19 protein-coding genes and 1 pseudogene are annotated in these 20,498 nt (G+C 71.8%); 4 read left to right on the top strand and 16 right to left on the bottom strand.

Going from position 1 to position 20,498, the window contains the following annotated elements; translation table 11 throughout:
- Positions 1-21 precede the first annotated feature (21 nt).
- The 5 genes from QM782_RS02845 to QM782_RS02825 form a co-directional block, all read right to left on the bottom strand.
- A complete protein-coding gene (locus QM782_RS02845) occupies positions 22-309 on the bottom strand; it encodes a DUF3325 domain-containing protein (RefSeq protein WP_415201422.1) in 288 nt (95 codons plus the stop codon).
- Entirely contained in the window at positions 306-1,949 is a 1,644-nt protein-coding gene (locus tag QM782_RS02840) for a PepSY-associated TM helix domain-containing protein (RefSeq protein ID WP_415201421.1), read from the bottom strand. Before QM782_RS02840 ends, QM782_RS02845 begins: the two co-directional genes overlap by 4 nt.
- Positions 1,946-2,245: a DUF3649 domain-containing protein gene (locus QM782_RS02835; RefSeq protein ID WP_415201420.1), complete on the bottom strand. Its 300-nt coding sequence runs from the start codon at positions 2,243-2,245 to the stop codon at positions 1,946-1,948. The genes QM782_RS02840 and QM782_RS02835 overlap by 4 nt, the downstream gene beginning before the upstream one ends.
- Before the next feature lie 220 nt (positions 2,246-2,465).
- Positions 2,466-4,877 (bottom strand): TonB-dependent siderophore receptor, encoded by a 2,412-nt coding sequence (locus QM782_RS02830; protein ID WP_415201419.1) that lies wholly within the window; start codon positions 4,875-4,877, stop codon positions 2,466-2,468.
- 88 nt (positions 4,878-4,965) lie between these two features.
- On the bottom strand, positions 4,966-5,130 hold the full coding sequence (locus QM782_RS02825; RefSeq protein ID WP_415201418.1) for a hypothetical protein: 165 nt from the start codon (positions 5,128-5,130) through the stop codon (positions 4,966-4,968).
- Between QM782_RS02825 and QM782_RS02820 the strand changes: the two genes are divergently transcribed.
- Both QM782_RS02820 and QM782_RS02815 read left to right on the top strand, forming a co-directional pair.
- Positions 5,129-5,446: a type II toxin-antitoxin system PrlF family antitoxin gene (locus QM782_RS02820; protein ID WP_415201417.1), complete on the top strand. Its 318-nt coding sequence runs from the start codon at positions 5,129-5,131 to the stop codon at positions 5,444-5,446. The two genes, QM782_RS02825 and QM782_RS02820, sit on opposite strands and share 2 nt — an antisense overlap.
- Positions 5,446-5,919 carry a type II toxin-antitoxin system YhaV family toxin gene (locus tag QM782_RS02815; protein WP_415201416.1) on the top strand — a complete coding sequence of 158 codons (474 nt, stop codon included), beginning with the start codon at positions 5,446-5,448 and terminating at the stop codon, positions 5,917-5,919. The genes QM782_RS02820 and QM782_RS02815 overlap by 1 nt, the downstream gene beginning before the upstream one ends.
- Before the next feature lie 2 nt (positions 5,920-5,921).
- Here QM782_RS02815 and QM782_RS02810 read toward each other — a convergent pair whose 3' ends face one another.
- From QM782_RS02810 to QM782_RS02785, 6 genes and pseudogenes are all read right to left on the bottom strand, one after another.
- On the bottom strand, positions 5,922-7,136 hold the full coding sequence (locus QM782_RS02810; protein WP_415201415.1) for a FecR family protein: 1,215 nt from the start codon (positions 7,134-7,136) through the stop codon (positions 5,922-5,924).
- A gap of 80 nt (positions 7,137-7,216) precedes the next feature.
- Complete coding sequence (locus tag QM782_RS02805; protein WP_415201414.1) at positions 7,217-7,729, bottom strand: RNA polymerase sigma factor; 513 nt, start codon at positions 7,727-7,729, stop codon at positions 7,217-7,219.
- 171 nt (positions 7,730-7,900) lie between these two features.
- Positions 7,901-8,140: pseudogene (locus tag QM782_RS02800) on the bottom strand (DUF3363 domain-containing protein); the annotation flags it as partial.
- A gap of 13 nt (positions 8,141-8,153) precedes the next feature.
- Complete coding sequence (locus QM782_RS02795) at positions 8,154-8,639, bottom strand: low molecular weight protein-tyrosine-phosphatase (protein ID WP_415201413.1); 486 nt, start codon at positions 8,637-8,639, stop codon at positions 8,154-8,156.
- Between the two features lie 44 nt (positions 8,640-8,683).
- The gene (locus tag QM782_RS02790) at positions 8,684-9,571 is read right to left on the bottom strand and encodes a YihY/virulence factor BrkB family protein (protein ID WP_415205571.1); all 888 of its coding nucleotides are present in this window, start codon (positions 9,569-9,571) and stop codon (positions 8,684-8,686) included.
- Positions 9,572-9,636: 65 nt separating this feature from the next.
- Complete coding sequence (locus tag QM782_RS02785) at positions 9,637-11,781, bottom strand: AsmA family protein (RefSeq protein WP_415201412.1); 2,145 nt, start codon at positions 11,779-11,781, stop codon at positions 9,637-9,639.
- Positions 11,782-11,926: 145 nt separating this feature from the next.
- Between QM782_RS02785 and QM782_RS02780 the strand changes: the two genes are divergently transcribed.
- Positions 11,927-12,880, top strand: coding sequence for a DMT family transporter (locus tag QM782_RS02780; protein WP_415201411.1), 954 nt, complete (start codon positions 11,927-11,929; stop codon positions 12,878-12,880).
- Positions 12,881-13,017: 137 nt separating this feature from the next.
- A complete protein-coding gene (locus QM782_RS02775; protein WP_415201410.1) occupies positions 13,018-13,266 on the top strand; it encodes a hypothetical protein in 249 nt (82 codons plus the stop codon).
- Between the two features lie 442 nt (positions 13,267-13,708).
- On the opposite strand, the gene QM782_RS02770 is transcribed toward QM782_RS02775, so the two are convergent.
- The 5 genes from QM782_RS02770 to QM782_RS02750 all read right to left on the bottom strand — a co-directional run bounded on the left by QM782_RS02770 (position 13,709) and on the right by QM782_RS02750 (position 20,474).
- On the bottom strand, positions 13,709-14,230 hold the full coding sequence (locus QM782_RS02770; RefSeq protein WP_415201409.1) for a hypothetical protein: 522 nt from the start codon (positions 14,228-14,230) through the stop codon (positions 13,709-13,711).
- Between the two features lie 147 nt (positions 14,231-14,377).
- Positions 14,378-15,616 carry a response regulator gene (locus QM782_RS02765; protein ID WP_415201408.1) on the bottom strand — a complete coding sequence of 413 codons (1,239 nt, stop codon included), beginning with the start codon at positions 15,614-15,616 and terminating at the stop codon, positions 14,378-14,380.
- A complete protein-coding gene (locus QM782_RS02760; RefSeq protein ID WP_415201407.1) occupies positions 15,613-16,191 on the bottom strand; it encodes a chemotaxis protein CheB in 579 nt (192 codons plus the stop codon). Before QM782_RS02760 ends, QM782_RS02765 begins: the two co-directional genes overlap by 4 nt.
- Positions 16,188-17,015, bottom strand: a complete 828-nt coding sequence (locus QM782_RS02755) for a CheR family methyltransferase (RefSeq protein ID WP_415201406.1) — start codon at positions 17,013-17,015, stop codon at positions 16,188-16,190. The genes QM782_RS02760 and QM782_RS02755 overlap by 4 nt, the downstream gene beginning before the upstream one ends.
- Positions 17,016-17,027: 12 nt before the next feature.
- The gene (locus QM782_RS02750; protein ID WP_415201405.1) at positions 17,028-20,474 is read right to left on the bottom strand and encodes a response regulator; all 3,447 of its coding nucleotides are present in this window, start codon (positions 20,472-20,474) and stop codon (positions 17,028-17,030) included.
- Positions 20,475-20,498 lie beyond the last annotated feature (24 nt).

Below are 20,498 nucleotides of genomic sequence, written 5' to 3'. Positions count from 1 at the left end.
GAAAAGAGAAAAAAGAGGTGTTCAGCGTAGCCGCCAGCGCTCGATGCCGAGCAGCGCCAGGAACACCGCGCCCGCGCCGAAGCTGGTGTGGCCTGAATAAGCCACCAGCCCGAGCGACCAGCCAGAGGCGCGCACCAGCAGCGCGAGGGCCAGCAGCAGCAAGGCCCAGCCGCCGAAGCGCAGCAACCGGGTGCGCGCGGGCGCCAGGGGGGGCTTGAACAGGTCTTCCTGATGACGCTCCATCGCCAGCGCCAGGCCCGCGAAGCCCGCCACGCACAGCAGCGCGGCGATCAGGTGTACGGTCGTCATGGGTTGGCCTCGCGCAGCGCAGGCTGCGGCTCGGCCTTGGCCGCCGCCTTGCGCACCGGGCGCACCTTGGGCTGGTGGCGCGCCGTGCGGATCGCCAGCGCCGCATGCAGGGCGGCCAGCGCCCACAGCGTCAGATCGAAGCCGGCGAACACCCAGTCGCCCTCGGCCAGGCTGCGCCACAGCGGCCGCTCGGTCGTCAGCGCGCTGAGCACCGGCAGCAGCGCCAGCAGCGCGGCACCCGCCCACAGCAGCTCCACCCATGCCTTCTTGGCCGGCCGCGCGAAGGTCCATACCAGTGTCGCGCCCCAGGCGATGAACATGGCGTGGATCTCCCAGTCGCGCCGGCCTGACAGTCCAAGCGGCAGCAGCCGGTTGGCCCACAGCATGGCGGCCATGCCCACGGATAGACCCGCGATGGCCGCAATGTTCAGTCGCTCCACCAGCCAGAAGCCGAAGTACGGCTTGTCGGGGGCGGGGAGCTTGGCGCGGCGCTTGACGGTCCAGAGCACCAAACCCGTGCCCACCATGGCCGTGCCGGCCAGGCTGACCAGGAAATACAGCCAGCGCGTCACCGTGTCGCTGAAGCGGCCCAGGTGCAGTGCGTACATCACGCCGTGCGTTTCGGCGGCGGGGCCGACGCGCTCCTTGGCCTGCAGCAGCCGGCCGGTGGCGCCGTCGAAGAGCAGGTATTGCGGGCTGACCGAGGCGCGACCCTCGTCGCCGCGGGTGATGCTCACGCGCGCGCTGGCGTCGCCGGGGTTGGAGACGATCACGCGGTCGATGTTGTCGCGGCCCCAGCGCGCCTGGGCCTGGCGCACCATGTCCTCGATGGAGGCCAGTGGCGCGGTCTGCCCGGTGGGCTTGCCGGGCTGGACGAAGGCGCTCGTCTCGGCGCGCAGTTGCTGGCGCTCGGGCGCCGTCTTGAAAGCCGCCTGCTCGCCCCACGGCATGTACAGCGACATCAGCGTCACCAAGCCGGTGTAGGTGATCATGGCGTGAAAGGGCAGGCCGAAGACGGACAGCGCGTTGTGCGCATCGAGCCAGCTGCGCTGCCCCTTGCCCCAGCGGAAGGTGAAGAAGTCGATGAAGATCTTCTTGTGCGTGATCACCCCGCTGACGATGGCCACCAGCATGAACATGGCGCACAAGCCCGCCAGCCAGCGCGCCCACAGCACCGGCATGTAGTGGAACTGGAAGTGAAAGCGGTAGAAGAATTCGCCGCCGCCAGTGTCGCGCGCTGCCACCTTGTGGCCGGTGGCGGGGTCGAAGGTGGCGTTCTGGAAGGCCCGCCCCCCTTCCACGCCCGGCGTGCGCCAGAAGGCGCTGGCGATGTTGTTGCGCGCATCGGGCAGGCCGATGCTCCACTGCGGGCTGCTTGCGGCCACCATCTGCAGCTCGCCCGCGATGCGCGCGGCCACCAGCGCCGGGTCGGGCACCTCGGCCTGGTGCGGCAGCTCGGGCCGCATCCATTGCGAGATCTCGTCCTTGAAGTAGCTCACCGTGCCGGTGAGGAACATGGCGTAGAGGATCCATCCCGCCAGCAGCCCGGCCCAGATGTGCAGGTCGGACATGGTCTGGCGGATGCCGCGCGGTTGCGGCCCCGCCTGGGCCGGCTTCGTGTCGTTGGGGCGGCGGGTCATGAGGGGGAGCCTCCGTTCCAGACGGACCAGGCGGCCAGCCCCAGTGGCACCGCCGCCACCAGCAGCCCGGCCCAGGCGCGCCGCGCGCTGCGCACGGCGAACACCCAGACCACTGCGCCCGCGTACACGGCGAAGCTGGCCAGCATGCCCGTGAGCACGGCCTGCGCGCGGTCGATTGGCAGCGCCACCGCGGCCACGCTGGCGAGCGCCGCCAGCGCATAGCCGCCCAGCACCGCGGCGGCGATGCGCGAGACAAGCGGCCCCGCGCCCAGGGCCCTGGCGAGCACGGCGCTCACTGGTTGGGCGCCGCTGCCGGGGCGGGTGGCACGCCACCCGTCCTGATGCGGGTTATTGCACCGTCCTTGGCGGGTTGTTCGAGCCAGAGCTGGTGAGCATGGGCCGATACAGCCAGGCTGGCTTGGGTGAGTGAGAGCAGGGTTCTCATCAACATTGGGCTCTCCATTGATCAACAACAGCTATCCGCGATTGGCTGGCAGGCGCCGGAACCCGGTTCGACTAGAAATCCATCGACGCCGAAAGCCGGACGGTGCGCGGGTCGCCCGCGAACAGGCCCTGCTGCCAATAGCTCCTGTCGGCCACGTTGAGAACGTTCGCGCGGAAGGTCATGCCGCGTCCCTGGATGCGGGTACGGTACTGGGCGCCGACGTCGAAGCGCGTCCATGCGGGAATGCGGAAGGCATTTGCGTTGTCCAGGTACTGTGGCCCGGTGTAGATCATCCCGGCGCCGAAACTCAGCCCAGGCACCGCTTCGATGTCTTTGTCCACCTGCAGGTTGAAGCGCGTCTTGGGCTGGCCGGGCGCCGTGTTGCCCTCGTTGGCGCCATCGCTCGTGCGGGCCAGCTTGGCGTCGATGTAAGCCAGGCCGCCCAGCACGCGCAGGCCGCGCCACGGTTCGCCAAAAACGTTCAGCTCGATGCCGGAATTGCGCTGCTGCGCGTTGACGCTGTAGTGCCGCGTGGACGGGTCCAGACCGCCGCTGGGCTTTCTGATCTGGAAGACGCTGGCCGTCACCGCGAAACGCCCCAGGTCGAACTTGACGCCCGCCTCGCCCTGCTTGGATTTGTAGGGGGCAAACACATCGCCCGCGTTGGCCGCCGTGGCCGGTGCCATTTCGCCGGGGCTCAGCCCCTCGATGTAGTTGGCATACACCGAGGTGGACGGGCTCAGCTTCCACAGCACGCCCACCATGGGCGTCAGCGCGAATCGGTCATAAGTGGTCGCCTGAATCCCGGTCGTCGCATTGAAGCCGAGGATCTGAACCTGCTGGCGGCGCAGGCCCAGCGTCAGTTGCACGCGATCCTCGGCAAAGCCCAGAGTGTCGGACACGGCGACGCTGGACAGCCGCCGCCGACCACTTCTGACGGTCGAATCGGGCATGTTGATCGCCGTCGGATAGGGCGCCACGACGGGGTCGTACAGATTGGACGTCAAAGTACCGGGCAGCACGGTGCCCACCCGGTTCCAGCTCTCGTAGTCCAGCCACGCATAGCCGACGTTCCATTCGTGGCCGACCGCTCCCGTCTTCAGGCGGCCTCTCATGCCGACGTTGGCAGCCCTGACCTCGTAAGGGGTGACGTGCGTGCGGAACGCCTGCCTCAGCGTACCCGCATCGTCCAGGATGGTTCCATTGGACGTCACGTAGTGCTGTTCGCTCTTGTTCCGCCCCGCAGCGCCGTAGAGGGAAAGATGCTCCGAGATGTCGTATTCGGCCCTCGCCGCAACGACGCTGTCATCAATGTCGCTGCTTTCCCAGGGCTGGTTCCAGTTGCGGGTATTGGACGGCGCGGCGGGCACCTTGGTGACCGTCGGCGCCAGGGCGGGAGAACCCCATAGCCCGCCATGCGTCACCTGCTTCTGCTGCATGACATCCAGTTCCAGGCGCAGGCGCTCGCCCCTGTAGTCCAGGCCCAGCGCCATCTGCCGGCTGCGTTCCTCCGCCGAGTCGCGCGCGTGGTCGCCGCTTCTGTAGGTGCCGTTGAACCGGATGCCGAACTCTTTTCTTTCTCCGAAGCGGCGGCCCAAATCCACGCTCCCCTGCCCCACGCTCTTCGACTCATAGCTCGCCGTCACGCGCGAAATGGGCGCATCTGTCGCGCGCTTGGGCACGACGTTGATCGCTCCGCCCACGTTGCCGGACGGGGCAGAGCCGTTGAGCAAGGCGTTGGGGCCTTTCAGCACCTCGATGCGCTCCAGGAATTCGGGCATCAGCCGCCACACCGGCGCGATGCCGGTAATGCCGTTGAACGACACGTCCACGCTGTTGAAGGCCAGGCCGCGAATCTGAAAACCGTCCGCGAAGGTTCCCTGACTGCCGTACGTACGCACCGAGGGGTCGGCGATGGACACCACGTCGGCCAGGCTGCGCGCCTGCGTGTCCTCGACGACCTGGCTCGTGTAGTTCGTGACGTTGAACGGCGTCTCCATGAAATCCTTGTTGCCCAGAACGCCAACGCGGCCGCCCCGCGCGACCTGTCCGCCGGCGTAGGCTTCGGGCAAATCGCCTGGGCGCACTGCCTGCGCACTGACCATGACTTCCGCCAGCGTTGCTGGTGACGACGAAGATGGCGCCGGCGCGGGACGCACCACAACTTCGGTCCCATTGATGCTGGCCCCCAGTCCGCTGCCCGCGAGCAGCCGATCCAGCGCTTGCCGGGGCGTCAGGTTGCCCGATACGGCGGGGGCTTGCTTGCCGGCCACCAGATCGGGATGAACCATCAACTGCAACCGCGCCTGCCGCGCCAGTTCGTTCAGCGCCGTGCCCAGCGGCTGCGCGGGCAGCGAGATGGCAACGGGGGCTTCGGCGCTCTGAGCGTGGGCCGGCAGCGCAGCAAACCCCAGTGAGGACAAGGCCAGTGCGGTGGCCAGGGTGAGCGGGGCGAGCCGGAAACGTTGGGCCGGGTGCGGCATGGGTGCGATCTCCACAGTAGAAAAATAGGGTTCCTACCTGTGCTGACGCACGACCCGCAAAAGTGTTGAGGTCGCCGGGCGACTTTTTTCATTGGTCCTGGGCGACGCGGCGAAGCCATTGAGCTTCGAGCAGCAACTCGCCAACGGTCGCGACGGCTCGGCCAGCCAGGTCGTTCGCGCCGGACTGGCCCGCGCATTGACGTGGTAAGGAGTTTTCCTTGCGATGAGGGGTCGCCATCGGGAGAACCGTCATGCCTGCTATCCATGAAGTCGCCACACTGACCTCCAAGGGCCAGATCACGCTGCCCAAGCCCATCCGCCAGGCGCTGGGGGTGGATACCGGCGGCAAGGTGGCGTTCGAGCTGCGCGACGGCGAAGTCGTTGTGACCCGTGCTGATGCCGAGCACGAAGACCCCGCCATTGGTGCGTTCCTGAACCTGCTTGCTCGTGATCTCGAAGCTGGCCGGAACATTCGCGGTCTACCGGAGGATCTGGCACGCACGATGCTGGAGCACGCGGGCCACAAGCTGAGCCTGGACGACGACTTCGACGAGGACGTGGAAATCTGATGCAACGGCATGGCTGGGCACTGCTGTTCCACGACAACCTGATCGGGCAGTTGATGAAATTGCGCGCAGCCGTGCTGCGTGCGCAGGAGAACGACCCGCAGGGATTCGGGTCGAACGCCAACGTCAAGTTCTTCCGCGCGTTGGTCCACTTGATGGAAGACGTGGTGCCGGGTGATCCGGCGCATGACGAGTACCGTCGGGTCAATACGATGGGGCCAGCCTATCGCCACTGGCGCCGGGCCAAGCTGGGGAGGCGGTATCGGCTGTTCTTCCGGTACGACTCGAAGGCCAGGGTCATCGTCTACGCCTGGATCAACGATGAGCAGACCCTGCGGTCATCGGGCAGCAAGTCCGATCCGTATGCCGTGTTCGAGAAGATGCTCGGACGCGGAAACCCGCCGGACGAGTGGAATGCATTGGCAAAGGCAAGCAAGAAGGATTGGCACAAGCCCGGGCCAGGAACCGACGCTTGACCTTACCCGCCGGGGGCCAGGGCGATCTCGGTTTGCCCGTCCCTGGTGTGCAGCCGGACGGGCAGGACCTGCGGCAGCGCCTTGGCGAAGGCGCCGACCCGCCGCACATCGAAGCTGCCATGCACCCGGAGCGCGGCGACCGCCGGGTCGCGGATGACCAGGCCGGTGTCGCCATAGCGCTCGAACTCGGCCAGCGCCTGCGCCAGCGGGGTGCCGTTGAAGCTGACGCGCCCCTCGCGCCAGGCGGCCGGGGCGGCATCGCGGCCCACCGGCCCCAGCGTGCCGGCGGCATTCACCGTGACGGCCTGGCCCGCGCCGAGTTCGATGGCCTCGCCCTCGGCGGCCCCCGTGGCGGCAGGTTCCTGCTCCTGCCCCGAACGGCTGGCGACGCGCACGCGCCCCTCTTCCACCACCACGCTGACGCCGCCTTCGTCACCCAGCCCGCTGCGCGTGCGCCGCACCGTGAAGCGCGTGCCGACCACGGTGACGCGCGTGCTGCCCGCCAGCACGTGGAAGGGCTGACCGGGGTTGGACTGGACGGCGAAATGCACCTGCCCGTCCGCCAGTCGCACCTCGCGCCGCTGGCGGTACAGGGCCACCTCGATCCGCGTGGCGGTGTCCATCATCAGGGTGCTGCCGTCGGGCAGCTTCACGTTCTGCTGCTGGCCTCGGACGGTGGTGAATGCCTGCTCGAAGACGGGCTGTCGCTGCCACACGTTCCAGCCGTACCAGCCGCCGCCCACCACGGCCGCCGCCGCCGCGGCCTGGGGCACGAGGCGGCCCAGGCCCAGCAGCCAGGAGCGCCGGCCCGGGGATGCGGGCGACGAAGGCCGGGCCAGCCGCCGCCGTGGCTCCGTGGCCTGCGGAGTCGGTGCCGCGACCGAAGGCGGCAGCACCGCGCCGGTGGCATGCGACGGCAGCCCGGCCTTGAGCGCATCCACGCCTTCCTCGGGCAGTTCTTCCAGCCGGCCCCAGACGCCCTCCACCTGTTCCAGGGCCTTGGCATGGGCCGGGTCGGCCGCCAGCCATTCCTCCAGCTCGGCCTCTTCCTCGGGCGTCAGGCCGTCCTGGCGGCGCACCATCCAGCCGGCGGCGGCCGCATCCACCGGGTCCTGGCCTGCGATGAATTCGGCGAAGTCGCGTGCGTCCGCTTCTTCCTGCGGGGATGGCGGTGTGTCGGCCTTGGGGGAAGGACGGCTGGGATCGGGCTGGCTCATGTGGGAAAGGTGGGCTTCCTATCTGTACAGACGCACGAGAGCCCGATCAGTGGAGGTCTGAAAGCAGCTGTTTCGGTTTTTTATTCCGCTGCCTTCGTTCTTCGGCCATGAAACCGGTCGTCGCAGGCTTTGCAGACCAGCACGCCCCGGATGACGTGCTGGGCCACCATGTTGCGCGAAATACCCATCTGGTCCGCTACTTCCTGATGCGAGAGGCCGTCGAAGCGGTTCAGGATGAAGGCTTCGCGGCAGCGCGGCGGCAGGCTTTCGATGGCGGCGTGGATGGTCTGCGCGTACTGGCTGAAAGCATGGACTTCTTCGGGCTGCAAGTGCTGGGGCGCCAGGGGCTGGTCTTCTTCCAGCAGCGTGTCCAGGCTCAGGTGCTCGCGCACTTTCGCGCGCCGGTGCTGGTCGGTCAGCAGGTTGCGCGTGGTGCGGAACAGCAGCGCGCGAGGGTTGGCAATGGCCGCGCCGGACTGCTGTGCGCCCAGGAAGCGCACATAGGCCTCCTGCACCAGATCGGCCGCGGCGGCGCGGTCCTTCAGGGTGCGGGCGCAGAAACTCAGCAGTTGGTTGTAGTAGTGCGCTGCCACGGAGAATCCAATCCACCCTGCAATGACGATGCCCCGTCGTGCAGCGGCTGAGACGTGGCAGCGGCTGGATCCATGGCGCAAGGTGTGACGGGGAGCACCAATTATAGATGTCCAGGTGAGAATAACTCGCATTAGCACGCCCCGGCCGCCTGAAATGCGACAGGGGTGGGCTCAGACGGCCGGCCCGCGCTGGCGGCCAAGCTCCCACGACACGCCTGCGCCGCGCACCGTGGCGCTGATCTGCTGGCCCAGATGCCGCTCGATCACCGGCTGCCACGGCACCAGGCTGCAACCCGGGCCGTCGTCGAGCATGGCGTGGCGCCCGCTGGCGAGCATGACGCTGCGGCGGTAGATGCCGGCCGTGCGCTGCCCATCGGCCACGGGCCGGTGCTCCAGGCTGGTCTCGGCGGCGTGGTGCTGCCGGTCACGGGATCGGTGGGCGGAGCTGCTCCATCAGCCCGTCGACACCCCGGGCGATCAGGTCGAAGGCGTGTACGAAGTCCTGCGCGCTGCCGTACCACGGGTCCGGCACGTCCCGGCCCTCGGCGCCGGGCACGAAGTCCAGCAGCAGCGCCACCTGCGCCTGGCTGCCGGCGGGCGCCAGCCGGCGCAGCGCCGCGCAGTGCGCGGCGGTCATGCCCACGATCCAGTCGAAGCGCGCGAAGTCGTCGCGCCGCACCTGGCGCGCGCGGTGTTCGTGCGCCGGCACGCCGCGGCGCCGCAGTTCCGCCGCGGCGCGCCGGTCGAACGGGTTGCCGCGTTCTTCGTCGGAGATCGCGGCGCTGTCCACCTCGACGGGCAGGCCGGCCGCCCGGGCCTGGTGGACCAGCAGCGCATGGGCCGTGGGGGAGCGGCAGATGTTGCCGGTGCAGACGAAGAGGATGCGGGGCGGTCGGGCGGCAGAGGGCATGGGCGCGGAAGGGAAGAGGGGCGCGCGGCCATCGTACAAGGGTGTCAGCCGCGGGGCGGCGGCGCATCCGCCGGCGGCAGGTTCCGCATCGACCCGTACTGCCGCGCGTACAGCCAGGTGAACTCCGCCCCCAGCAGGAACACCTGGGCCGAGTAGTAGACCCAGACGAAGATCACGATCACCGAGCCCGCGGCGCCGAAGCTGGAGGCCACGCCGCTCTTGCCGATGTACAGCCCGATCAGGAAGCGGCCCACGGTGAACAGCAGCGCCGTGACGGCCGCGCCGATCCAGACGTCGTACCAGCGCACCTGCACGCGCGGCATGATCTTGTAGATCATCGCGAACACGCCGGTCGTCAGCGCGAAGCCCAGCACCACGTTCAGCAGCTGGGCCAGGACTTCCCAGCCGGCGAACGCGCTGCTCCACCACTTGCCCAGCGCCGAGACCACGGCGCCCAGCACCAGCGAGACCATCAGCAGGAAGGCGAAGCCCAGCACCATGCCGAAGGACAGCAGCCGCGTGTGCAGCAGCTTCCACAGGCCGCCGGAGGTGTCGCGCGCGGGCGCGCGCCAGATGCGGTCCAGCGCGTTCTGCAGCTCGCCGAACACGGTGGTGGCGCCGATCAGCAGCACCCCCAGGCCGATCAGCGTGGAGACGATGCCCTGGGCCGGCTTGTTCACGCTGGCCAGCAGCGTCTCCAGCGCGCGCGCGGCGTCGGCGCCCATCAGGCCGGCCAGCTGCTCGAACAGCTCGCCGTGCGCGGCGCGCTCGCCGAACACCAGGCCGGCGACCGAGATCACGATCAGCAGCAGCGGCGCCATCGAGAACACGCTGTAGTACGACAGCGCCGCGCCCATGCTGGGCGCGTAGTCGCCGGCCCAGCGCGTCACGGTCTGCTGGCACAGCGCCAGCCACTGCCGCGGCGTGGGCATCAGCGGGCGGTCGGGACGGGGCGCCTGCTCGGCCGGCGCCGGGGTGGAAGGGGAGGTCGGTGCGTTCATGGTTGGGCGGTGCGGGGCTTGCGTGGATCGGGTTCGGCGGCACGCGTCGCGGGGCCGGCCTGCGCCAGCAGCTGCCGGCAGTCCGTCTCCTCGCCGGGCCCGGTCTCGACCAGCGGCAGCAGCGCGGCCAGCGGGTTGACCAGGGCCAGCGCCAGCGCGCCGCCGCCGCGCAGCGCCAGGCCCGCCTTGTCGAGCTCGAAGCCGGGCGCGCGGAAGCTGCCGTTCACGTGCACGGGCGTGCGCAGCGAGAGGATGCCAGGCTTCTTGGGCTTTGGCGCGATGGTCAGGTCCAGCCGCTCGTGCGCCAGGTCGAAGCCGCCCGTGCCTTCGATGCGGGTGTCCTCGGTGTCGATGACGAACAGGTCGGCGCGGCCCTGGCCGTCCCGCACGCCGAAGGACGCGGCGCCGCAGCGGACCGCGATCGGCTTGTCCCCGCCCAGCAGCAGCGCGATGACCTTGCCGCCGTTCAGGCCGGAGACGGCGTCCAGCAGGTTGGAGACCTGGCCGCGCGACAGCGCGGCCTGCACCTGCCCGTCGGCCCCGGCGGCCAGGTCGGCGATGGAGTTGCCGCTGCCGCGCAGCTGCGCGCGCAGGCCCACGGTGCCGGCCGCGGGCGCCAGCCGGGGCGAGGGGGGCACCAGCCGCGCCAGGTGCAGGCGCCGGGCCGTCAGGTCCACTTCGGCGCGCAGGCGCTGCTGCCGCGCGTCCAGTCGCAGCGTCGAGCGGATCTCCCCGTCGGCCAGGTCGACGTCGAACGGGGCCAGGCGCAGCACGCCGTCCTTCAGGTCCAGCCGCACGCGCAGGTTCTTCAGCGCGATGAAGTCGGGCGCGTCGATGCGGTCCACGCGCAGGTCGGCCTCGGCGTCGATGGCCTGCATGCGCCCGCCCTCGAAGCGGCCGGCCGGCAGCAGCCGCGCCGGGGCCGGCACGGTGCCGCTGGGCAGCACGCGCCCGCCGCTGGCGCGGCGCTCCCGGGCGCGCGCGCTGTCGCGCGTGGCGGTCTCGGCCTGCGTGGGCGGGCTGGCATCGGTGGAGGCCCGGGTGGTCAGGCCGACCAGCGGGCCCAGGTCGGGCAGGTTCAGCAGCCGGCTGTGCAGCGTCGCCGTCAGCAGCGGGCGCGGCGCGCGCTGCAGGTAGGCGGCCTCGCCGGCCACGTCGGTGCTGCCGATGCGGCCCCGGAGGTCCCGCATCGCGTAGCGGCCGCCGTCCAGCGTCAGGTGGCCGGACAGCTGGTACGGCGGCGAGGCCGGCAGCGGCAGCAGCAGGAAGGGGTACAGGTTGGCCAGCGTGCGGCCGGCGATCTGCAGGCGCACGTCGATGCCGCCGAGGCGGGCCACGTCGGCCACCGTGCCTTCCACCTGCAGCCGCGTGGTGCCGGCGGTCAGCTCCCCCTGGATCGGGAACGGGATGCCGGTGTCCTGCAGGCTCAGCACATCGCCGGTCAGCGCCTGGCCGCGAAAGCCGGCGTCGTGGTAGTGGCCGGAGAAGCGGTAGCGCGTCGTGTAGCGGGCGCGGCCGGATGCGGCACCGGCCTCGGCCTCGGCGGTGCGGGTTGCGGTCCCGGCGTCGCCGGCGCGGGTCGCGGCTCCGGCGTCGCCGGCCGGGGCGGTGGCGGTGGCGCGGTCGACGGTGTCGACCGCGATGTCCAGCGCCAGCGGCACGCCGCGGTCCGCGTAGTGCAGCTGGCCGGCGCGCACCGCCAGGCTGCCGATGCGCAGGCGGCTGGGCGCCTGCGCGTCCGACGGCCCGGCCAGCACCCAGTTGCGGCGGCCGTCGGCGGCCTTCTCGAAGTTCAGCTCGGCATCGTCCAGCGCCACGCGCGGCACGAGGATCCGGCCGCCGAACAGGTCGCGCAGCGAGACCGAGAACTCCAGCGTGCCGATGCGGGCCATCGGCCGCCCGCCGCCGCGGTCGGCCCAGTCGGCGTTGGCGAAGTACACGTCGGTCAGGCGCACCACCGGGTGCCAGCCCAGCCGCACGTCCAGGTGGCTGCTGTCGAAGCGGCGCTGGGTCTTCTCGCTGATCGCGCGGTTCAGCGGGCCGCGCAGCCAGTCCCAGTCGAACACCAGCGCGAACACCACCAGCGCGCCGAACGCGGCGAGCAGGATCCGAAGGCCACGGCCGGGCGGTTGCAGGCGCATGGGCGGTAGCCTACGCCGGCGCGGGCGCCGCCGGCAGGGGCCGGCGCGGCGCCGGCGCGGCGGCCGGGGCCGGCAGCGGCTGTCGGACGGCGCCGACAGCGCCAGCGGATAAGCTCGGCGTCCCCGTTCCTTGCATCACCTGCCGATGACCGCATCTTCCGGCACCTGGCTGGGCGTGGCCTGCGGCATCGCCGCCGGCGCGGCCTGGGGCCTGGTGTTCCTCGCGCCGGAGCTGGCGCCCGAGTTCTCGCCGCTGCAGCTGTCGGCCGCACGCTACCTGGCCTACGGGCTGATCGCCGGCGCGCTGATGCTGCCGCGCTGGCGGGTGCTGCGCGCGCGGCTGGGCCCGGCCGACTGGCGCGCGCTGTTCTGGCTCAGCCTGCTCGGCAACAGCCTGTACTACGTGCTGCTGGCCAGCAGCGTGCAGCTGGGCGGCATGGCCATGACCTCGCTGGTGATCGGCTTCCTGCCGGTGGCCGTGACCTGGGTCGGCAGCCGCGGCGCCGGCGCGGTGCCGCTGGCGCGGCTGGCGCCCTCGCTGGTCCTCGGCCTGGCCGGCGTGCTGTGCATCGCCTGGGAGTCGGTGGCGCGCGGCACCGGGGCGCCGCTGGCGCAGCGGCTGCTGGGCTTCGGCTGCGCGGTCGGGGCGCTGGTGTCGTGGTCGAGCTACGCCATCGGCAACAGCCGCTGGCTGGCGCGGCTGCAGGGCGTGTCGGCGCACGACTGGAGCCTGCTGACCGGCGTCGTCACCGGCGCGCAGGCGCTGGTGCTGGCCGTGCCGGCCTTCGTGCTGGCCGACCTGACGCAGCAGCCGGCGGCGGCCTGGTGGCGCTTCGCCGGCGTCATGGCCGGCGTGGCGCTGCTGGCCTCGGTGGTCGGCAATGCGCTGTGGAACCAGGCCAGCCGGCTGCTGCCGCTGACGCTGATCGGCCAGATGGTGGTGTTCGAGACGCTGTTCGCGCTGCTCTACGGCTTCCTGTGGGAGGCGCGCTGGCCGACCGGCTGGGAATGGGCGGCGATGGCGCTGGTGACCAGCGCCGTGCTGTCGTGCCTGTCGGCGCACCGCGCGCCGCAGGCGGTGGACGAGATGCATCCCTGAACGCGCCGGCGCCGGCGGGCAGCCGCGCCGCGCCTGCGGCGGCTGCCTGCCTACAGCGAAGCGCTTCGGCGTCCTGCGGCGCAGGGAAGGCGGCGGCGCGAGACTGGCCGCCCCGACGACGCGCGAAGGAGCGATGCATGGACGCCGACCTGCTGCAATGGCCCGCCATGGCGATCACGCTGGCCGCCTCGTGGCTGGTCGCTTCGCAGGCCCGGCGGCGGCGCAGCTGGGGCTTCTGGCTGTTCCTGCTCAGCAACGTGCTGTGGATCGGCTGGGGCCTGCACGCCCGTGCGCCGGCGCTGATCGCGCTGCAGCTCGGCCTGGCGGCGTTGAACATCCGCGGGGCGCGCCGCAACGAGCCGGACGCGCCGCACCGGGCCGACTGACCCTGTGGAAACGGCCGTTGACTGGTCGGGACGCAGGCAAATGCTTGCCGCCCCCTGGAATGGATCGGCTGTTCGGCTCACCCATTTGGAACGGCTCCGCAGTTGCCGAAAAACGGCCGGCACCCCGTGCCAGCACTTGCTTTTCTTCGTGTTCGACATCACCCCACTGCCGTTTCCAGGCTGAGCGGCGCGGCGAGGTGTCACTTGTGGGGTCGGTGCTGCTTTCGGTGCGTGCCGCGGCCGGCGAGGCGCCCGGCTGGCTGCGGCGCCAGTCCCAGAGTCGTCCAATTCTTCAGAGAACTTCTTGTGGCGCTCGCCGCGTCAGGAGGCGTCATCCTCGTCGAGCTGGAGCTGGAGCTGGAGCTGGAGCTGGAGCTGGAGCTGGAGCTGGAGCTGGAGCTGGAGCTGGAGCTGGAGCTGGAGCTAGTGCAGGTGCAGGGCGCTACTGCTGGTCGTCGGGGGCGTCGCGGCCCTGGCGCTCGTCTGCCGCGTGGGTGCCGTCGCTCAGCTGGTCGCCGTGGCGGCCATGGGTCTGGCTGCCGGCATGGGGGCCGGTGTCGGGGCGATAGCCGCCCGAGCCGCCCTGGAAAGAGCCCTTGCTGCGGTCGCGTTGCCAGTCGTGCCCGTCGTCGCCGGGTGGGGCGCCTCGGTAGTCCTGGCCGGCGTAGCCGGGGCCGTGGCGGTCGCCCCGCCAGTGGTCGTAGCCGCCATGGTGGCCGTGCCAGGGGGCGCGCGGGTAGCCGCCGCTGGGCTGGCCGTACACGTCGGGCGCGCCGGCCCGGCCGTAGCCGGACTGGACCGGGTCGTGGCGCGAGAAGCCGCCGCGGCCGGAGCGGGCGCCCCCGTCGCGGGCGTCGTCCCCGTCCTGCGGGTGGCGGTGTCGATCGCCGTACTGGCGCGGGCTGTTGGCGTACTGCTCCATCTGCTGCGCGCGCCAGGGGGCTTGCGGGTCGCGGTGTGCCATGTCGGTTGCTCCCGTGGTCGAAGGGGGATGTCGCGGCGCCTCTCTTGCGCCGCGGACCACGACAGGTTGCGGCGCCGCCCGCAGCGCCGGGGCCGGCCTGCCCCGCGAGCCGGCGTAGGACGATGTCCGCCCTGCCCGCGGGCGGTTTCAGCCCTGGCGCGGCAGCGTGATGGTGAAGGTGGTGGCGCCGCCGCCGCACGCGGCCTGCACCTGCCCGCCGTGCGCGCGCACGATTTCCTGCACGATGTACAGGCCCAGGCCCAGCCCGTCGGCGCGGCCGCTGCCGCCGCCGCGCGGCGCACCCTGCGGCGCCGGCCTGGCGCGGCCGCTGCGGAACGGGTCGAAGATGTGCGGCAGCACGTCCGCCGGGATCTCGCCGCCGTTGCGCACGGCGATGCGTACCTGCCGGGCGTCGTCGCCGTCCAGCCGCAGCTGCACCGGCACGGCGTCGCTGCCGTGGCGCAGCGCGTTGCCGAGCAGGTTGGACAGCACCTGCGTCAGCCGGTCCTCGTCCCATTCGCCGTGCAGCGCGCCCTGCGCCTGCAGCTCCACGGCCCGGCCGGGCCAGGCGAGCTGGTGCTCCTGCACCACGCGCGCGCCCAGCGCGGCGAGGTCGAAGCGGCTGCGCGCGATCGGCATGCCGCCGCCCTGGCGCGTGCGCGCGAGGTCCAGCATGTCCTCGATCATGCGGCCCATCCAGCGGCTGCTGCGCAGCAGCCGCTGGCCGACGGTGCGCACGTGCTCGTCGGGCCGGCGCGCCAGCAGCTCGGCCGCCATCGTGATGGCCGACAGCGGTCCGCGCAGGTCGTGGCCCAGCATGGCGGTGAACAGCTCGTGCAGCCGCAGCGTCTCGGTGCGCTCCTGCAGGTGGCGCGCGAGCTGCTGCTTGTGCCGGTGCAGCTGGAAGAACACGTCGGCTTTGCTGCGCAGCACGTGCGGCTCCACCGGCTTGTGCAGGAAGTCCACCGCGCCGGCCTCGTAGCCGCGGAACAGGCGCTGCGCGTCGCGTGCGCCGGCGGTCACGAAGATGATGGGCACGTGGCGCGTGCGCGCGCTGCCGCGCATGGTCTCGGCCAGCTCGAAGCCGTCCATCTCGGGCATCTGCACGTCCAGCAGCGCCAGCGCGACCTCGTGCTGCAGCAGCAGCTCCAGCGCCTCCACGCCCGAGCGGGCCTGCAGCACCTGCACCTCGTCGCTCTGCAGCAGCGCGGTCATCGCGAGCAGGTTCTCCTGCAGGTCGTCGACGACCAGGCACTTGATCGGCCCGTCCTGCGCGGGCGGCGCGGCGGCCGGCGGCGGGTGGGACGGCTGCTCGCCGCCCGCCGGCATCCCTTCGCCCGCAGGGGCTGCGGTGCGAGCACCTGGGGGCGGCCCGGCGGTGTTCATGGCAGCGTGGCCAGCAGGGCTGCCAGGCGCGGCAGCGGGAGCACGAAGTCGACCGGGCCGCCGGCCAGCGCGCTTTCGGGCATCAGCGCGACCTGGGCGTCGGCCGGGTCCTGCACCGCGGTCAGGCCGCCGGCGGCGCGGATGGCGTCCAGGCCGGCGCTGCCGTCCTGGTTGCCGCCGGTCAGCACCAGGCCCAGCAGGTGCGGGCCGTACAGCTCGGCGGCGGACTGGAACAGCACGTCGATCGACGGGCGCGAGTAGTGCACCGGCGCGTCCACCGACAGCGCTAGCCGCGGCCCGGCGTCCAGCAGCAGGTGGTAGTCCGGCGGCGCGATGTACACGGTGCCGGGCTCCACCGGTTCCTTGTCCTGCGCCTCGCGCAGCGGCACCCGGCAGCGCGGCGCCAGGATGTCCACCAGCAGGCTGGGGCGTTCGCGCGGCAGGTGCTGCACGACGAACACCGGCGTGCGCAGCCCGGCCGGCAGCGCCGGCAGCAGCCGCAGCAGCGCGTCCACGCCGCCGGCGGAGGTGCCGATGGCGACGGCCTGGACGTCGTCGAGCGGGTGCGGCGTCATGGTTCGGCGGCCTTGCGGTAGATGCGCTCCTCGCGCACGAAGTCCACGAACGCGTCCGCGCAGGCCGAGAACCGCAGCGATTCCTTGCTGCCCAGGCCCAGGAAGCCGCGGTGGCACAGCGCGTCGCGGAACAGGCCGAGCGCGCGGTCCTGCAGCGCCCGGTCGAAGTAGATCAGCACGTTGCGGCAGCTCACGAACTGTACCTCGGCGAACACCGAGTCGGTGGCCAGGCTGTGGTCGGAGAACACCACGTGGCGGCGCAGGCTCTTGTCGAACGCCGCGCGGCCGTAGGCGGCGGTGTAGTAGTCCGACAGCGAGCTGGTGCCGCCGGCGCGCTGGTGGTTCTGCGTGAAGGCGGCGATGCGGTCCAGCTCGTAGACGCCGGCCTCGGCGCGCTGCAGCGCCTGCGCGTTGATGTCGGTCGCGTAGATCAGCGAGCGCTCCAGCAGGCCTTCCTCGCGCAGCAGGATGGCCAGCGAGTACACCTCCTCGCCGGCACTGCAGCCGGCCACCCAGATCTTCAGCGAGGGGTAGGTGCGCAGCAGCGGCACCACCTCGCGCCGCAGCGCGAGGAAGTAGCCGGGATCGCGGAACATCTCGCTGACCTGCACCGTGAGGTAGTCCAGCAGGGCGGCGAAGCTGCCGGCCTCGTGCAGCACGCGGTCCTGCAGCTGCGACAGCGTGGCGCAGGAAAAGCGCGCCATCGCCGCGCGCAGCCGCCGGCGCAGCGAGGCCCGGGCATAGCCGCGGAAGTCGAAGTGGTAGCGCCGGTAGATCGCCTCCAGTAGCAGCGCCATCTCGATCTCGAACACGGTGTGGGGCATGGCAGCGGCCGCTCACGATGTCCCGCGGGGCATCCAGACCCGCAGCAGCGACAGCAGCCGCTCCACGTCCAGCGGCTTGGCGATGTAGTCGTTGGCGCCGGCGGCCAGGCATCTCTCCTGGTCGTCGCGCATGGCCTTGGCGGTCAGCGCGATGATCGGCAGCTTGTGCCAGTCGGGCTGCCGGCGGATCTCGCGCATCGCGGTCAGGCCGTCCATCTCCGGCATCATGATGTCCATCAGCACGAGGTCGATGCGGGCCTCGGGCGTGCCGCCGCGGGCGCGCTCCAGCGCGGCCAGCGCCTCCAGGCCGTTGCGCGCCAGCTCCACCTTCACGCCCTTGGGCTCCAGCACGCTGGTCAGCGCGAAGATGTTGCGCACGTCGTCCTCGACCACCAGCACGGTGCGGCCTTCCAGCGTGCCGTCGCGGTCGCGCGCCAGGCGCAGCAGGCGCTGGGCCTCGGCCGGCAGCTGCGACTCCACCTGGTGCAGGAACAGCGTGACCTCGTCCAGCAGCCGCTCGGGCGAGCGGGCGTCCTTGATGATGATGGAGCGCGAGAAGCGGCGCAGGCGCTGCTCCTCCTCGCGCGTCAGCGAGCGGCCGGTGTAGACGATCACCGGCGGGAACGCCGTGCCCTCCCGCGCGGCCATCTGCTCCAGCAGCTCGTAGCCGGACAGGTCGGGCAGGTTCAGGTCCATGATCATGCAGTCGTAGGTCTGCTCCTCCAGCGCCGCCAGCGCCTCGGCCGCGGTGGCCGCGGCGCGGATCCGCACCTCCGGGCCGGCCAGCAGCTGGCCGATGCTCTCGCGCTGGCGCGGGTCGTCCTCGACCACCAGCACGCGGCGCAGCGCCTGCGAGAACTTGGCCTCCAGCCGCTGCAGCGCCTCGACCAGCTGGGCGCGCTGCACCGGCTTGAGGTCGTAGCCGACGGCGCCGCGCTCCAGCGCCTCCTGCGTGTAGTCGGCGACGGACACCACGTGCACCGGGATGTGGCGCGTGCGCGCGTCGTGCTTGAGCCGGTCCAGCACGCCCAGGCCCGAGTGGTCCGGCAGGTTCATGTCCAGCAGGATCGCGCTGGGCTGGTACTGCAGCGCGGCGGCCAGGCCGTCGGCGGCGCTGTGCGCCAGCACGCACTGGAACTGCATCTCGTGCGCCAGGTCGCGCAGGATGGCGGCGAAGCGCCGGTCGTCCTCGACCACCAGGATCAGCCGCGCGCCGGGCCGCAGCGCCGCGCGGTCGTCGTCGGGCGCGGGTTCGTGCACGGCCGGCGCGGCGGGCGGCACGGGCAAGGGGCCGGGCGGCGCGGCGCGGGGCGCCGGCGCGGCCGGCGGCGGCGCGGTGGCCGCCCCGGCCGGCGTCCAGCGCGCCGGCAGCGCCAGCGTGAAGGTGCTGCCGGCGCCGGGCCGGCTGTCCACGCGCAGCGTGCCGCCGAGCAGATGCGCCAGGTCGCGCGAGATCGACAGGCCCAGGCCGGTACCGCCGTAGCGCCGGTGGGTGCTGCCGTCGGCCTGGCGGAAGGCTTCGAAGATCAGCCCGTGCTGCTCCGGCGCGATGCCGATGCCGGTGTCGCGCACCGCCAGCACGGCGCCGCCGTCGGCCCCGGCCGCCAGGCTCAGCGCGACCTCGCCCTGGTGCGTGAACTTGATGGCGTTGGACAGCAGGTTCTTCAGGATCTGGCCGGCGCGCTGCGCGTCGGTCACGATCTGCCGCGGTGCGTCGGGCGCGACGGCCACGGTGAGCGCCAGGCCCTTGTGCTCGGCCGTGGGCCGCAGGCTCTTGGCCAGGCCCTCGACCAGGCCAGCCAGCTGCACCGTCTCGGCGCGGACCTCGACCTTGCCGGCTTCGATCTTGGACAGGTCCAGGATGTCGTTGATCAGTGCCAGCAGGTCGTTGCCGGCCGAGGCGATGGTCTGCGCGTAGCGCACCTGTTCGTCGCTCAGGTTGCCGGCCTTGTTGTCGGCCAGCAGCTTGGCCAGGATCAGCGTGGAGTTCAGCGGCGTGCGCAGCTCGTGGCTCATGTTGGCCAGGAACTCGCTCTTGTACTGGTTGGCGCGCTCCAGCTCGGCGGCCTTCTCGGACAGCACCTGCTGCGACTGCCGCAGCGCGTCGTTCTGCGTCTCCACCAGCAGGGAGTTCTGCGCCAGCTGCGCGTTGCGCTGCGCCAGCTCGGCCTGCTGGATCTCCATCTGCGCCTGCGATTCGCGCAGCGCGCGGCTTTGTTCTTCCAGCTCCTCGTTGGTCACGCGCAGTTCCTCCTGCTGGACCTGCAGCTCCTCGGCCTGGCGCTGGGTTTCCTCCAGCAGCTCCTCCAGCCGCGTGCGGTCGTGCGAGGTGCGCACCGCGATCGCCAGCAGCGCCGACAGGCGCTCCAGCAACTGCTGGTCCACCGGCCGCAGCCGCCGGGTGAAGCCCAGTTCGACGACGGCGTGCACGCGTCCGTCGACCTGCGCCGGGGCGACCAGCAGCTCGCACGGGTCGCCCCGGCCCAGCGCCGAGCTGACCGGCAGGTAGCCGGGCGGCACCTCCTGCACGCGCAGCGTGCGCCGTTCGCGGGCGGCCTGGCCCAGCAGCCCTTCGCCCGGGCGCAGCGCCGCGCCGTCGGCCGGCAGCGCGAAACCGGCCAGCCGGCGCAGGCTGCCGTCCGGCTCGGCCAGGTACAGCGCGCCGACCTGCGCGTCCAGGTAACCGGCCAGGTAGGACAGCACGCGCTCGCCCAGCGCCTCCAGCCGGTGCTCGCCCTGGATGCGCTGCGCCAGGCCGGTCTGGCCGGCGTGCACCCACAGCTCGGCCTCGCGCCGCCGGTGCTCGCGCACCGCGATCGCAGCCGCGGCCAGGATCAGCACCAGCAGCGTCGCCGCGCCCAGCACCTGCACGTGCGTGGAATACGCGACGGCGGCCTGCCATTCCTCCTGGTGCACCTGGCGGCGCGCGCGCTCGTCGGCCCCGGCCTCGGCCACCAGGCGGCGCAGCTCGTCCATCATGTCCCGGCCGCCGTCGCCCAGCATGATCGCCAGCGCGCCGGAACCGTCGCCGGCACGGCGCAGCGCGATGGTGCGGGCCAGCTCGTCGAGCTTCTGGTCGGCCAGCTGCCGGATGGAGCGCAGGCGTTCGAGCTGGCCGGGTTGGTCGGCCTCGATCTGCTGCAGCTGCTCGAACGTGGCCTGCAGCCTGGAGCGGCCCTCGTCGTAGGGGCGCAGGTAGGACTCCCGGCCGCTGATCAGGTAGCCGCGCTGGCCGGTCTCGGCATCCTTCAGGTGCGAGAGCAGCGCGTTGAACTGCTCGATCGCGGCGTTGCTGCGCGTGACCCGGCTGGCCATGGACTGGCGCTGGTCCATGGCCTGCAGCGAGAACCATGCGATCAGCGCCACGGCCAGCAGCGCGACGCCGAAGCCGGCCAGGGTCGGCAGCGGCAAGGGCAGCCGCAGGCGCGACCTGGGCAGCGGATCGTCGCGTACCGGCACCCGCGTCACTCCCGGGCGCCGGCC

The organism is Pseudorhodoferax sp. (assembly GCF_047601025.1).
In the GTDB taxonomy this organism is placed as follows: domain Bacteria; phylum Pseudomonadota; class Gammaproteobacteria; order Burkholderiales; family Burkholderiaceae_C; genus Pseudorhodoferax.
Note: the sequence above shows the minus strand (reverse complement) of the source record. Positions and strands in the feature narration are given on the sequence as shown.